General features: G+C 59.0%; 11 protein-coding genes and 2 tRNA genes. 3 read left to right on the forward strand and 10 right to left on the reverse strand.

Annotated elements, in window-relative coordinates; translation table 11 throughout:
• Positions 1–50 precede the first annotated feature (50 nt).
• From AC6CIA_RS09215 to rnr, 10 genes are all read right to left on the reverse strand, one after another.
• Complete coding sequence (locus AC6CIA_RS09215; RefSeq protein ID WP_339532287.1) at positions 51–524, reverse strand: hypothetical protein; 474 nt, start codon at positions 522–524, stop codon at positions 51–53.
• Positions 524–1450, reverse strand: coding sequence for an Ssp4 family T6SS effector (gene ssp4 / locus AC6CIA_RS09220; protein ID WP_498311615.1), 927 nt, complete (start codon positions 1448–1450; stop codon positions 524–526). The genes AC6CIA_RS09215 and ssp4 overlap by 1 nt, the downstream gene beginning before the upstream one ends.
• 234 nt (positions 1451–1684) lie before the next feature.
• Positions 1685–3988 carry a YgiQ family radical SAM protein gene (locus AC6CIA_RS09225; RefSeq protein ID WP_339532286.1) on the reverse strand — a complete coding sequence of 768 codons (2304 nt, stop codon included), beginning with the start codon at positions 3986–3988 and terminating at the stop codon, positions 1685–1687.
• 96 nt (positions 3989–4084) lie between these two features.
• Complete coding sequence (dnaB, locus tag AC6CIA_RS09230; protein ID WP_084379641.1) at positions 4085–5482, reverse strand: replicative DNA helicase; 1398 nt, start codon at positions 5480–5482, stop codon at positions 4085–4087.
• Between the two features lie 109 nt (positions 5483–5591).
• A complete protein-coding gene (gene rplI, locus AC6CIA_RS09235) occupies positions 5592–6038 on the reverse strand; it encodes a 50S ribosomal protein L9 (RefSeq protein ID WP_003171376.1) in 447 nt (148 codons plus the stop codon).
• A gap of 18 nt (positions 6039–6056) precedes the next feature.
• Positions 6057–6950 carry a YybS family protein gene (locus AC6CIA_RS09240; RefSeq protein WP_339532284.1) on the reverse strand — a complete coding sequence of 298 codons (894 nt, stop codon included), beginning with the start codon at positions 6948–6950 and terminating at the stop codon, positions 6057–6059.
• Between the two features lie 36 nt (positions 6951–6986).
• A complete protein-coding gene (gene rpsR, locus AC6CIA_RS09245; RefSeq protein ID WP_002551829.1) occupies positions 6987–7217 on the reverse strand; it encodes a 30S ribosomal protein S18 in 231 nt (76 codons plus the stop codon).
• A 28-nt stretch (positions 7218–7245) separates the two neighbouring features.
• Positions 7246–7668, reverse strand: a complete 423-nt coding sequence (rpsF, locus tag AC6CIA_RS09250) for a 30S ribosomal protein S6 (protein WP_003217491.1) — start codon at positions 7666–7668, stop codon at positions 7246–7248.
• A 309-nt stretch (positions 7669–7977) separates the two neighbouring features.
• Entirely contained in the window at positions 7978–8733 is a 756-nt protein-coding gene (gene rlmB / locus AC6CIA_RS09255; protein WP_084379643.1) for a 23S rRNA (guanosine(2251)-2'-O)-methyltransferase RlmB, read from the reverse strand.
• Positions 8730–11360, reverse strand: coding sequence for a ribonuclease R (gene rnr, locus AC6CIA_RS09260; RefSeq protein ID WP_498311616.1), 2631 nt, complete (start codon positions 11358–11360; stop codon positions 8730–8732). The genes rlmB and rnr overlap by 4 nt, the downstream gene beginning before the upstream one ends.
• 224 nt (positions 11361–11584) lie before the next feature.
• Between rnr and AC6CIA_RS09265 the strand changes: the two genes are divergently transcribed.
• The 3 genes from AC6CIA_RS09265 (at position 11585) to AC6CIA_RS09275 (ending at position 13156) form a co-directional block, all read left to right on the forward strand.
• Positions 11585–11671, forward strand: a tRNA-Leu gene (locus AC6CIA_RS09265).
• 178 nt (positions 11672–11849) lie between these two features.
• A tRNA-Leu gene (locus AC6CIA_RS09270) sits at positions 11850–11936 on the forward strand.
• A gap of 194 nt (positions 11937–12130) precedes the next feature.
• Positions 12131–13156 carry an extracellular solute-binding protein gene (locus tag AC6CIA_RS09275; RefSeq protein WP_498311617.1) on the forward strand — a complete coding sequence of 342 codons (1026 nt, stop codon included), beginning with the start codon at positions 12131–12133 and terminating at the stop codon, positions 13154–13156.
• The last annotated feature ends 7 nt before the right edge of the window (positions 13157–13163 follow it).

The raw sequence follows: 13163 nt of genomic DNA on the forward strand, positions 1-13163 counted from the left end.
CCAGAAAGCAAAACGCAGCGCGGAGGCTGCGCTTTGCTTTCTGGCGGTGATCAACGCGGCACAATCGGCTTGCTGGCAGGCTTCTTACCTTTGCCTTTGGCTGCCTCACGCAACCGACGCACGTCGACCAGCTTCCTCACCATCGATCGATAACCTTTGCTATTGATCAGCAGCAAACCCAGCAGTGGCCAGAACAGGCATTCACTGTAGATAAACCAATGCGGGCGGTATTGCACCGTCGGCAATACCACCAGCAGGCACACCACGAAAAAACCTACCATCCCCCATACCGCCCAGGCGTACCCGCGCACGACCAGGAAGTTGCTGTTGACCACGAACAATGCAGCGAATATCACCACGAACCAGGAAACCGTAGCGTTAGTGGCCATGGGCACGTCGGCGAAATAGGTGCTGGCCGCCAAGGAAATTGCGCCGGAACCGCCGAGGCAGCCAGCGAGAATCACGCCGATGAATGAGGGGAAATGTTCCAGCAAAAACGGTTTCAACGACGGGACACCACTCATCACTCGAGTTCCTCGTACAAGCCGATCGCCAGGGTCTTCAGCTGTTTTGGGTTATCTGAACGCGCCAGGCCCCAGACACTCAGCCCCGCGCTGAAGGCATCGCCCAGTTGGACGATGGTGGCATGCTTGAGTTGGGCATGAGTGAAACGCTTGGGCAAGTCACCGCGTAGTTGCAGCAGCTTGCGCATCTTGATCGACATCTGCGGGTCGGCAATTTTCAGCAGCTCTTTGGTCAGTTTTTCTCGCTCCTGGCCGTTGAGGCCTTTAAGCACCTGACGTAGGGATTTGCCGGTGGATGCGCGGGCGACGTTGACCAATTTGACCGTGGTCAGCGCAGACGCGCCCACGCCAACCAAGGCAGCGCCATCCATAATCTTGGTAGCGGTCTGGTACCACTCTTCATTATCCAGATAGTCATTCATGCCAGGATTGACGATTTCATTGCGGGTGCGAAACGCGCCCATCAGGCAGGACGCCGTACTGGCTGTAGCGCTGGTGTAGCCAATAACCGTGATGACCGAACTGACCCCAGCGGTAAACGGCACCGCGATGGTGCCACTTAACATCACCAACCAACCCAGGACCGCGCCGCCACAGGACAATGTAGTGTTAAAAGCTTCGCTGATCAGCCGCGACTCTCGCGGGTTGTTCATAACCTGGTCAGCGAACTGGGCCGGCGCGACGTATTTCTGCGCTTCACGCACGATGATGCGTTTGGGCTGGATGCTGCAGATCGGCTTGAACTCGCGCAGGGTCACCACGTTGAAGTCAGCGTCGATATACACAACGCCTGCGCCGACAATGCTGGGGTCGGCGTCGATCGCGGCAAATATCCGGGGCAGATTGAGCTCACTTTCGATGCGTTGGCGGGCCATGAACTGGGAGCGATTGAAGTCCATGCCGATACCGAGCTGGAGGCTGCTCATGTTTACTCTTCCTTGAAATGAGGCCCCTCTGTAGGAGCGAGCTTGCTCGCGAAAATCTTCAACGCTGACGCGTGCATCCTGGGGGCATGCGGCGCCTTTGAGTTTTTCGCAAGCTAGCTCGCGCCTACAAGGAGAGGGGGTCGAATGGGCGTCACCTTAACAAACGGGAGGGTCGGCTCGCTAGAAAGCAAAACGCCAGCACGGAGGCTGGCGTTTTGTGGTTTCAGGCGACGATCAACGCGGCACGACCGGTTTGCGGGCAGGCTTTTTGCCTTTGCCCTTGGCTGCGTCGGTGCGCTCCTTGGCGGCCTGCTTGTTGCGGGCCATGGCCGCGGCCTTGGCTTGTTCGCGCTTGTCCCATGGGTTGCTGCCGTCGCTGCCACGGGGCGGCAGGCCGGTGTGCTGGGTGAGGATCTTGGTAGTGGTTTCCTTGGCGACCTTGTGGCTGCCGGCCGGCGTCGAGTTTTTGCGACGGGCGCTCTGGTAGCTGTCGGTAGCTGGCTGGTGCAGCGGGATCAACTGGTCCTTGCCCGGTCCGATCAGGTCGGCGCGGCCCATGCGGGTCAAGGCTTCGCGCAGCATCGGCCAGCCCTTCGGGTCGTGGTAGCGCAAGAACGCCTTGTGCAGCCGGCGCTGTTCCTCGCTCTTGACGATGGTCACGCCGTCACTCTTGTAGGTGACCTTGCGCAACGGGTTCTTGCCCGAATGGTACATCGCGGTGGCGGTGGCCATCGGCGACGGGTAGAACGCCTGCACCTGGTCGGCGCGAAAACCGTTGCCCTTGAGCCACAGGGCCAGGTTCATCATGTCTTCGTCGGTGGTGCCCGGGTGAGCGGCGATAAAGTACGGGATCAGGTACTGCTCCTTGCCCGCCTCCTTGGTGTACTTCTCGAACATGCGCTTGAACTTGTCATAGCTGCCGATGCCCGGTTTCATCATCTGGTTGAGCGGACCTTCCTCGGTGTGTTCCGGGGCGATCTTCAGGTAGCCACCGACGTGGTGGGTCACCAGCTCCTTGACGTATTCCGGCGATTCCACCGCGAGGTCGTAGCGCAGGCCGGATGCGATCAGGATCTTCTTCACCCCCGGCAACGCGCGGGCGCTGCGGTACAACTGGATCAAGGAGGAATGGTCGGTATTCAAGTTGGGGCAGATGCCGGGGAACACGCAGGACGGCTTGCGGCACGCGGATTCGATTTCCGGGCTCTTGCAGGCGATGCGGTACATGTTCGCGGTCGGGCCGCCGAGGTCGGAGATCACGCCGGTAAAGCCCGGCACCTTGTCGCGAATTTCTTCGATTTCGCGAATGATCGATTCTTCGGAGCGGTTCTGGATGATGCGGCCTTCGTGCTCGGTGATCGAGCAGAAGGTGCAGCCACCGAAGCAGCCACGCATGATGTTCACCGAGAAGCGGATCATGTCGTAGGCCGGGATCTTTTCCTTGCCGTACGCCGGGTGCGGAATACGTGCGTAAGGCATGCCGAACACGTAGTCCATTTCTTCGGTGGTCATCGGAATCGGTGGTGGATTGAACCACACGTCCACTTCGCCATGTTTCTGCACCAGGGCGCGGGCGTTGCCTGGGTTGGTTTCCAGGTGCAACACGCGGTTGGCGTGGGCGTAGAGCACCGCGTCGCCGCGCACCTTTTCCACCGACGGCAGACGGATAACGGTTTTGTCGCGGGTCATGCGCGGGCTGGCCAGGATCTGTACGACCTTGGCTTCATCCGGATCGTCAACCGGCCCTTTTTCCTGCTCGATGGCGCAGGCCTGGGTGTCCTGGGTGTTCACGTAGGGGTTGATGATCTTGTCGATCTTGCCTGGGCGGTCGATACGCGTGGAGTCGACTTCGTACCAGCCCTGCGGCGTGTCGCGGCGAATGAACGCGGTGCCGCGCACGTCGGTGATGTCTTCGATCTTGTGGCCCCACGACAGGCGCTGGGCAACCTCGACGATCGCCCGCTCGGCGTTGCCGTACAGCAGGATATCGGCGGCCGCGTCGATCAGGATCGAGTTGCGCACGCGATCTTGCCAGTAATCATAGTGAGCGATACGGCGCAGGGAAGCTTCGATGCCACCGAGCACGATCGGCACATGCTTGTAGGCTTCCTTGCAACGCTGGCTGTACACCAGGCTCGCGCGGTCCGGGCGTTTGCCGGCCATGCCACCGGGAGTGTAGGCGTCGTCGGAGCGGATTTTCTTGTCGGCGGTGTAGCGGTTGATCATCGAATCCATGTTGCCGGCCGCGACGCCGAAGAACAGGTTCGGCTCGCCGAGCTTCATGAAATCGTCTTTGGACTGCCAGTTGGGCTGGGCAATGATCCCCACGCGAAAGCCCTGGGACTCCAGCAGCCGGCCGATGATCGCCATGCCAAACGACGGGTGATCCACGTAGGCATCCCCGGTGACGATGATGATGTCGCAGGAATCCCAGCCAAGCTGATCCATCTCCTCCCTGCTCATGGGCAGGAATGGCGCTGGGCCGAAACATTCGGCCCAGTACTTGGGATAGTCAAATAACGGCTTGGCTGTTTGCATGACGATGACCGGTGTTGAGATGAAAAATCGCGGGCGCGGAATATAGCACAAAATTTGACCAATTCCGACGATGATGGTCGGAATTGCGCAGAAGGATTATTCGTCGTCGTCGAAGTTATAGCTGCCCGGCGCGAGGTTTTCGAAACGCGTGTATTTGCCGATGAACGCCAGGCGCACAAAGCCGATCGGCCCGTTCCGCTGCTTGCCGATGATGATTTCGGCAATGCCCTTGTGCTCGGTTTCCGGGTGATACACCTCGTCACGGTAGACGAACATGATCACGTCGGCATCCTGCTCGATCGCTCCGGATTCACGCAAGTCAGAGTTCACCGGGCGCTTGTTGGGACGTTGTTCCAGGGAACGGTTGAGCTGGGACAGCGCCACCACCGGGCAATTGAATTCCTTGGCCAGGGCTTTCAGCGACCGGGATATCTCGGAAATCTCGTTGGTCCGGTTGTCGCCGCTGGAACCGGGGATCTGCATCAGTTGCAGGTAGTCGATCATGATCAGCGCAATGTCACCGTGTTCACGCACCAGGCGCCGGGTGCGCGCACGCATCTCCGACGGGCTGATACCGGCGGTGTCATCGATGAACAGCTTGCGGTCGTTGAGCAGGTTGACCGCCGAGGTCAGGCGCGGCCAGTCGTCATCTTCGAGGCGACCGGCACGCACCTTGGTCTGGTCGATACGCCCCAGGGACGAGAGCATACGCATGATCAGCGATTCACCTGGCATCTCCAGCGAGTACACCAACACCGCCTTGTCACTGCGCAATACGGCGTTTTCCACCAGGTTCATCGCGAAGGTGGTCTTACCCATGGACGGACGGCCGGCCACGATGATCAGGTCGGACGGCTGCAGGCCGCTGGTCTTCTCGTCGAGGTCGGTGTAGCCGGTGGAAATACCGGTGATGGCGTTGTCCGTATTGAACAAGGTATCGATACGGTCGATGGCCTTGGTCAACAGGTCGTTGACGCTCACCGGACCGCCGGTTTTCGGGCGGGCTTCGGCGATCTGGAAGATCTGGCGCTCAGCTTCGTCGAGAATCTCGGCAGCGGTACGGCCTTCGGGGTTGAAGGCGCTGTCGGCGATTTCGGTGCTGATGCCGATCAACTGACGCAGGGTCGCCCGCTCACGAACGATCTGCGCATAGGCCTTGATGTTGGCGACGGACGGCGTGTTTTTCGCCAGCTCGCCAAGGTAGCCGAGGCCACCGACCTGGGAGGTCTGGCCTTCCTTGTCCAATTGCTCGGCCAGGGTCACCACGTCGATCGGTGAGTTCTGGTCGGCCAACTTGGCAATGGCGCGGAAGATCAGACGGTGGTCATGCCGATAGAAGTCGCCGTCCGAGACTTGATCGAGCACGCGTTCCCAGGCGTTGTTGTCCAGCATCAAACCACCGAGCACGGCCTGTTCGGCCTCGATGGAATGCGGCGGCACCTTCAGGGCAGCGGTTTGCAGATCGTATTGCTCAGGAGCGGAGATATCGTTCATGGCCACTTGAAATTGGGGGGTTTAGAAAAACAAAAGGCACGACCTGTAAACAGGATCGTGCCCGATGTTAACCGCCTGACACGCGAGGTGCCAGCCAGTTAGGTGCTTCTTAAGCTGCTACCACGACAACGCGTACGGTGGCTTCGACTTCAGCGTGCAGGTGCACGGCTACGTCGAATTCACCTACGTTGCGGATGGTGCCGTTCGGCAGACGAACTTCGCTCTTCTGCACTTCAACGCCGGAGGCGGTCAGTGCATCAGCGATGTCGTGAGTACCGATCGAACCGAACAGCTTGCCTTCGTCACCGGCGGTGGCAGTGATAGTCACTTCCAGCTCAGCCAGTTGGGCAGCGCGAGTTTCGGCCGACGCTTTTTTGTCTGCTGCGGCTTTTTCCAGCTCAGCGCGACGCTCTTCAAACGCAGCCAGGTTGGCAGCGGTTGCAGCGGTGGCTTTGCCGTATGGCAGCAGGTAGTTACGACCGTAGCCGGCCTTAACGTTTACTTTATCGCCCAGGTTGCCCAGGTTGGCGACTTTTTCCAGAAGGATCAGTTGCATGTGAAAATCCTCTAACTTTTAACCTTCACCGTTCGCGTTATCGGCGTCTTTCGGCGCAGAACGTCCGCGAAAATCAATCAGGCCGTCGACAATGGCCAAAACCACGAGTAACGGATAGATCAGTTGCATGAACAGCAACAGCGTCACGTACAACCCCACCAGCCAGAACTTGGCCAGGCGCTTGCGCGCCACCAGCCCATGCATCAGGGCCAGCCCGGCAATCACCAGCGGTACGCTGCACAACGGCGTCAACATGGCCATTTGCGGACCGAAGTTCGGTCCTACAAGCATGCACGCCAGCAGCAACATCGCCGGTCCTGCGGGGATTCTGATACTGCGAAACTCGCGACCAAAACCACCTGGGTTATACAACACCGCCTGCCAGTAACGCCCAAGAATCAGGCTCAGCACACTGACAATTTGCAACAATGCCGCTATCAGACCGGACAGGACCGGGGCAATCAGTGTGGCCATGCGCGCTCGCTCTTCTACCGACAATTGCTGGTAGAGATCCCCGAGAGCCAGCGGCAGGATTTTGACCAACTCCTGCGACAGCGCCTCGATTTGCGGGCGGAAAGCCGCGCCAAGCACCACTGAATACACCAACCCCAATGCCACGCTGACCAGCAGCGTGCGAGTCCAGGACTCACTTGCGCGCAACACCAACGCAAGGCCCGATGACCCCAGCAGTACCAGAAGTACTCGCGGATCATCGAATTGCAGCCACCAGATCAAGGCTGGCAACAACCCCAGGGCAAGGACACCAAGGGCGTCCTTCAAACCGCGCCGCAAGAGCACAAGGCATCCCGCGGCAGCACCCAACCAATACAACAACGGCAATGCTGCACAACCAGCCACTACCAGAGTGGCCTGCACACGACCGCGCATGATGAACTCAGCTAAGGCGCGCATGCATTCAATCCCTTACTACTTGTCGACTGCCCGGTCTCAGCGGCCGTGGCTGTCGGTGTAGGCCAGCAGGGCCAGGAAGCGGGCGCGCTTGATAGCGGTGGCCAGCTGACGCTGATAACGTGCTTTGGTACCGGTGATACGGCTTGGAACGATTTTGCCGGTCTCGGATACGTAGGCTTTCAGAGTGTTGAGATCTTTGTAATCGATCTCTTTCACGTCTTCAGCGGTGAAGCGGCAGAATTTACGACGACGGAAGAAACGTGCCATTTGATAGGCTCCTTAAAAGGTCCGTGGATTACTCGTCAGCGTTATCGCTGTTGTCGCTGTCATCACTATCAGCGCTTTCAGCGCCTTCGTGCTCAGGACGGTCGCGACGCTCACGGCGCTCACTGCGGTTTTCTTCAGCCTTGAGCATCTCGGATTGGCCGGTAACGGCTTCTTCGCGACGGATGACCAGGTTACGGATCACTGCATCGTTGTAGCGGAAGTTGTCTTCCAGCTCGGCCAGGGCCTTGCCAGTGCACTCAACGTTCAGCATCACGTAGTGAGCCTTGTGAACATTGTTGATTGCGTAGGCCAGTTGACGACGGCCCCAATCTTCCAGACGGTGGATTTTGCCGCCGTCTTCTTCGATCAGCTTGGTGTAACGCTCAACCATGCCGCCGACTTGCTCGCTTTGATCCGGGTGGACCAAAAAGATGATTTCGTAATGACGCATGAATGCTCCTTACGGGTTGTAGCCTGCCGCTCAAAAACGGTCAGACAAGGAGTGAATGACACTTATGGATCTTGCCGCGAATAGGCACATCGGTGCCCGCCGGGAAGGCAAGGGGCGCAATTGTAGTGAAGGGGAAGAAAGCGCGCAAGGTGATTGGTGATTATTTGAACAATCTTCCCATCACCACACAACCAAATGTGGGAGGGGGCGTGCTCCCGATAGCAGTGGCACATTCAACATATTTGTTGACCGGCATGCCGCTATCGGGAGCAAGCCCCCTCCCACATTTTGGATCTGCGCCAGGCCTGATTACTTCTTGGTCTTGGCCTTGGCGCCGCGCTGGCGCTGGGCTTCGAACAGGCACACACCGGTTGCAACCGATACGTTAAGGCTGCTGACGCTACCGGCCATCGGCAGATGCACCAGGTAATCGCAGTGTTCACGGGTCAGGCGACGCATGCCTTTGCCTTCGGCGCCCATGATCAGGATGGTCGGGCCGGTCAGGTCCTGGTCATAAATACTGACCTCAGCCTCACCCGCCGTGCCGACGACCCACAAGCCACGCTGCTGGAGCTTTTCCAGGGTACGCGCCAGGTTGGTCACGGCCACCAGCGGAATCACTTCCGCGGCGCCGCAAGCGACTTTACGCACCACCGGCGTCAACGTCGCCGACTTGTCCTTGGGCACGATCACCGCCAACGCCCCGGCAGCATCCGCCGACCGCAGGCAAGCACCCAGGTTGTGCGGATCGGTCACGCCGTCCAACACCAGCAACAGCGGCGCGCCTTCGGTACGGTCGAGCAGCTCGTCGAGCATTGCCTCGCCCCAGACCTGGCTCGGACTGACATCCGCCACTACGCCCTGGTGAACACCTTCGACCCAGGCGTCCATTTCACGCCGCTCGGCCTGACCGATTGCCACGCGGTTTTCATTCGCCAGCTCAACCAGCGCCTGTACGCGCGGTTCGCTGCGACCTTCGGCCAGCCACACCTGCTTGACGCGTTTGGGATGGTGACGCAGCAAGGCTTCCACGGCGTGTACGCCGTAGATTTTTTCCAGACTCATGACTTGGCCTTAGGTTTGCGCGACCCGCCGCTCTTCGCGGGAGCCGAACCCGCTTTTGGCGGGCCTTTACGGTGCTTGCTCGGTTTGCTCGAGGACTTGTCCGCGCCCTGGGACTTTCCCCCAGACGCCGCTTTACCACCGCTTTTGGCTTCATTGAGCAACTGCTGCTTCAACTCGCGGCTTTTGCGCAATTCGGCGTTTTTCGCCGCGGCATCGCTTGGTCGGTAAGCGTCGCCAGCCTTTTCCTTGGTCGACGAACGACGACCCGTCTTGGCTGGCGCTGGCTCGGCGGCCGGGGCTTTTGCAGGGGCGCCTTTTTTCGCCGGTGCCGTGGTATCCGCGCCACGCTTCTTGCGACCGATCGACGCGTCGATGGCTTTTTCCGAAATCTCGAAGTCGATCTTGCGCTCGTCGAGGTCGACGCGCATGACCCGTACTTCCACGGTATCGCCGAGGCGGAAGCTGCGACCGCTGCGCTCGCCCGCCAAGCGGTGATGCACAGGGTCGAAGTGGTAGTAGTCACCCGGCAAGGCGGTGACGTGGACCAGACCTTCGACGTAGATATCGGTCAGCTCGACGAACAGTCCAAAACCGGTCACGGCCGTGATCACACCCGGGAACGACTCGCCCACGCGATCTTTCATGAACTCGCACTTGAGCCAGTTCACCACGTCACGCGTGGCCTCGTCGGCGCGGCGCTCGTTCATCGAGCATTGCTCGCCCAACTGCTCCAGCGTCGCTTCGTCGTACGGATAGATCCGCGCCTTCGGAATGCTCATGGCACCGGCGCGCTTGACGTGCGGGGTGTTCATCTTGGAGTGGATCACGCTGCGGATCGCCCGGTGCGTGAGCAGGTCCGGGTAACGACGGATCGGCGAGGTGAAGTGGGTGTACGCCTCGTAATTCAAGCCGAAGTGGCCCTGATTGTCGGCGCTGTACACCGCCTGGCTCAGGGAACGCAGCATTACGGTCTGGATCAGGTGGAAGTCCGGACGATCCTTGATACTGGCCAGCAAGGCCTGGTAATCCTTCGGCGATGGACCGTCCTTGCCTTTGTGCAGGGACAAGCCTAGCTCGCCGAGGAATGCCCGCAGTTTTTCCAGGCGCTCCGGCGGCGGACCGTCATGGACCCGGTACAGCGCGGGAATTTCATGCTTTTTCAGGAATTCAGCGGTGGCCACGTTGGCCGCCAGCATGCACTCCTCGATCAACTTGTGCGCGTCGTTACGCGTAGTCGGGGTGATTTCAGCGATTTTGCGCTCGGAACCGAAGATAATCCGGGTTTCCTGGGTTTCAAAATCGATCGCGCCACGCACATGTCGCGCGCCCAGCAGCACCTTGTACAACGCATACAATTGCTTCAGATGCGGCACAACATGACCGTACTCACCGCGCAGCGCCTTGGCTTCGCTGGTTTTCGGCTGCTCCAGGATAGTGCTGACCTTGTTGTAGGTCAGGCGCGCCTGGGAGTGGATCACCGCTTCGTAGAACTGGTAATCGGTCATTTCGCCGGTTTTCGAGATAGTCATCTCGCACACCATGGCCAAACGGTCGACTTTCGGGTTCAGCGAGCACAGGCCGTTGGAGAGTTCTTCCGGGAGCATCGGGATCACGCGCTCGGGGAAGTACACCGAGTTGCCGCGCACCTGGGCTTCATTGTCCAGGGCCGAACCGATCTTCACGTAACTGGAAACGTCGGCAATCGCGACGTACAGCTTCCAACCACCGGAGAACAGGCGCAATTTGCCGGGTTTGGCTTCGCAGTAGACCGCATCGTCGAAGTCGCGGGCATCTTCACCGTCGATGGTGACGAACGGCAAATGACGCAGGTCGATACGCTTCTCTTTGTCCTTTTCCTCGACTTCCGGCTTGAGCTTGCGCGCTTCCTTGACCACCGCTTCCGGCCAAACGTGGGGAATATCGTAAGTGCGCAGCGCGACATCGATTTCCATGCCCGGCGCCATGTAGTTGCCGACCACTTCGATCACATCGCCCTGCGGCTGGAAGCGCGGGGTTGGCCAGTGGGTGATTTTCACCTCGACGAACTGACCGACCTTGGCGTTCGCGTTGCGGCCCGGGGTAATCAGCACTTCCTGCTGCACCTTCGGGTTATCCGGCACCACAAAGCCGATACCGCCTTCTTCGAAGTAGCGGCCGACGATGGTTTCGTGACCACGGGACACCACTTCGACGATCACGCCTTCGCGACGACCGCGTCGATCGAGGCCTGAGACGCGCGCCAGGGCGCGGTCGCCATCGAACACCAGGCGCATTTGCGCCGGGCTCATGAACAGGTCGTCGCTTCCGTCATCGGGGATCAGGAAGCCGAAACCATCGCGGTGACCCGCAATACGCCCAAGGATCAAGTCGAGCTTGTCCACCGGCGCGTAAGTGCCGCGACGGGTGTAGATCAACTGCGCATCGCGCTCCATGGCGCGCAGGCGGCGGCGCAGGGCTTCGAGCTGGTCTTCGGTGGTCAGACCGAACTCTTCAACCAACTGCTCGCGGCTAGCAGGCGAACCCCGATCGGCGAGGTGCGCCAGGATCAGTTCGCGGCTAGGAATAGGGTTTTCATATTTTTCCGCTTCACGAGCGGCCTCGGGATCGAGGGACTGCCAATCGGCCATTAGAGAGTTTTCACCTTGTCTATATACGGGTTAGTTTGGCATACGCGTATTGAAACGGGAAATCTCAAGCAAAAACCGGCCCGTAAAAGCCCTTTGCAACCTCCAGAATCAACCTTGAGCGACCGCTGGCGAAATTTTCCAGGCTTTTTTTATGCCGGGGGTTTACAGCTTAAAAGTCACTCCGTATAGTGCGCGCCATCGACGACGGCAACGTCAAAGATACTGCCCAGATGGTGAAATTGGTAGACACGCCAGCTTCAGGTGCTGGTGACCGCAAGGTCGTGGAAGTTCGAGTCTTCTTCTGGGCACCAATTTCAAGCTCGAGGTTTTGGCCTTGAGTCTCACAGAAACCCGCGAAAGCGGGTTTTTGCGTTTCAGCCTTTTGATTTTTAACGGAAAACTTGATTTATAAAATCAAATCAGGGGTTTACAGATCAAAAAGGCCTCCGTATAGTTCGCTTCATCAACAGCGGCAACGTTGTCGATACTGCCCAGATGGTGAAATTGGTAGACACGCCAGCTTCAGGTGCTGGTGACCGCAAGGTCGTGGAAGTTCGAGTCTTCTTCTGGGCACCAATTTCAAGCTCAAGGTTTTGGCCTTGAGTCTTACAGAAACCCGCGAAAGCGGGTTTTTGCGTTTCCGGGACTCGATATTTCAAGCTGATTTCGCCGCGCTCTGAATCGGCTTCATTCGATGGCTCCCACATCCGCGCCTACGATCGTTTATCATTCTCACAATTTGTTGCAATTTAAAGTGAGGAATACCCCGGATGCTGATCCGCGATACCCGCCCCAAAACCTCCCTTCTGCGTGGCTTGACCATCACTCTGCTCGGCCTGGCCCTGCTGTCACCCGCTGCCTATTGCGCCGACAAGGTTGAACTGACCCTGTACAACGGCCAACACAAAGAAGTCGGTGACGAACTGGCCAAGGCCTTTGAAGCCAAGACCGGCATTCATGTCAACGTGCGTAAAGGCAGCAGCAACCAACTGGCCAGCCAGGTCGTCGAAGAAGGCCGGCGCTCCCCCGCCGACGTGATCTACACCGAAGAATCGCCACCCCTGAACAAACTCGGCGAGCAAGGCCTGCTCGCCACCATCGACGCCAGCACTCTTGAAGTACTGCCCAAGGAATACGTGGCCGGCAATGGCGCCTGGATGGGCGTGACCGCACGTACCCGCGTCGTCGCCTTCAACCCGAAATTGATCGCCGAGAAAGACCTGCCCAAGTCGGTGCTGGATTTCGCCGGTCCCGAATGGCAAGGCAAGGTCGGCTTCGTGCCCACCAGCGGCGCTTTCCAGGAACAGGCGGTGGCAATCCTCAAGCTGCACGGGCGTGACGCCGCCGAAGAATGGCTCACCGGCCTGCGCGCCTTCGGCAAGGTCTACAGCAACAACATGGTGGCCCTGAAAGCCGTGGAAAATGGCGAAGTCGCTACTGTGCTGGTGAACAACTACTACTGGTTTGCCCTGAAAAAGGAAAAAACCAACCTGGATTCCCAACTGCACTACTTCACCGACGGCGATGCTGGCGGCCTGATTACCGTATCGGCTGCGGCGGCACTGAAATCCAGCAAACATCCCAAGGAAGCCCAGCAACTGCTGGCGTTCATGGCCAGCGAAGAGGGCCAGCGGGTAATCACCAACACTTCCGCCGAATACCCGCTGCGCAAGGGCATGGAGTCCAGCCGCGGCCTCAAGCCATTCAATGAGCTGCAACCGCCAAAAGTCACTCCCGCCGACCTGGGCAACGCTGAAGAGGCCCTGGAACTGGAACGTGAAGTTGGCTTGAACTGATGAACCC

The sequence above is a fragment of the Pseudomonas sp. GQ91 genome (assembly GCF_059758795.1).

What these genes read in the sequence shown, in the direction of transcription:
- AC6CIA_RS09240 (WP_339532284.1), bottom strand. Translation starts at nt 6,950, where the DNA reads ATGCGCGCCTTAGCTGAGTTCATCATGCGCGGTCGTGTGCAGGCCACT.
- AC6CIA_RS09225 (WP_339532286.1), bottom strand. Translation starts at nt 3,988, where the DNA reads ATGCAAACAGCCAAGCCGTTATTTGACTATCCCAAGTACTGGGCCGAA.
- ssp4 (WP_498311615.1), bottom strand. Translation starts at nt 1,450, where the DNA reads ATGAGCAGCCTCCAGCTCGGTATCGGCATGGACTTCAATCGCTCCCAG.
- AC6CIA_RS09215 (WP_339532287.1), bottom strand. Translation starts at nt 524, where the DNA reads ATGAGTGGTGTCCCGTCGTTGAAACCGTTTTTGCTGGAACATTTCCCC.
- rlmB (WP_084379643.1), bottom strand. Translation starts at nt 8,733, where the DNA reads ATGAGTCTGGAAAAAATCTACGGCGTACACGCCGTGGAAGCCTTGCTG.
- dnaB (WP_084379641.1), bottom strand. Translation starts at nt 5,482, where the DNA reads ATGAACGATATCTCCGCTCCTGAGCAATACGATCTGCAAACCGCTGCC.
- rpsR (WP_002551829.1), bottom strand. Translation starts at nt 7,217, where the DNA reads ATGGCACGTTTCTTCCGTCGTCGTAAATTCTGCCGCTTCACCGCTGAA.
- rplI (WP_003171376.1), bottom strand. Translation starts at nt 6,038, where the DNA reads ATGCAACTGATCCTTCTGGAAAAAGTCGCCAACCTGGGCAACCTGGGC.
- rpsF (WP_003217491.1), bottom strand. Translation starts at nt 7,668, where the DNA reads ATGCGTCATTACGAAATCATCTTTTTGGTCCACCCGGATCAAAGCGAG.
- AC6CIA_RS09275 (WP_498311617.1), top strand. Translation starts at nt 12,131, where the DNA reads ATGCTGATCCGCGATACCCGCCCCAAAACCTCCCTTCTGCGTGGCTTG.
- rnr (WP_498311616.1), bottom strand. Translation starts at nt 11,360, where the DNA reads ATGGCCGATTGGCAGTCCCTCGATCCCGAGGCCGCTCGTGAAGCGGAA.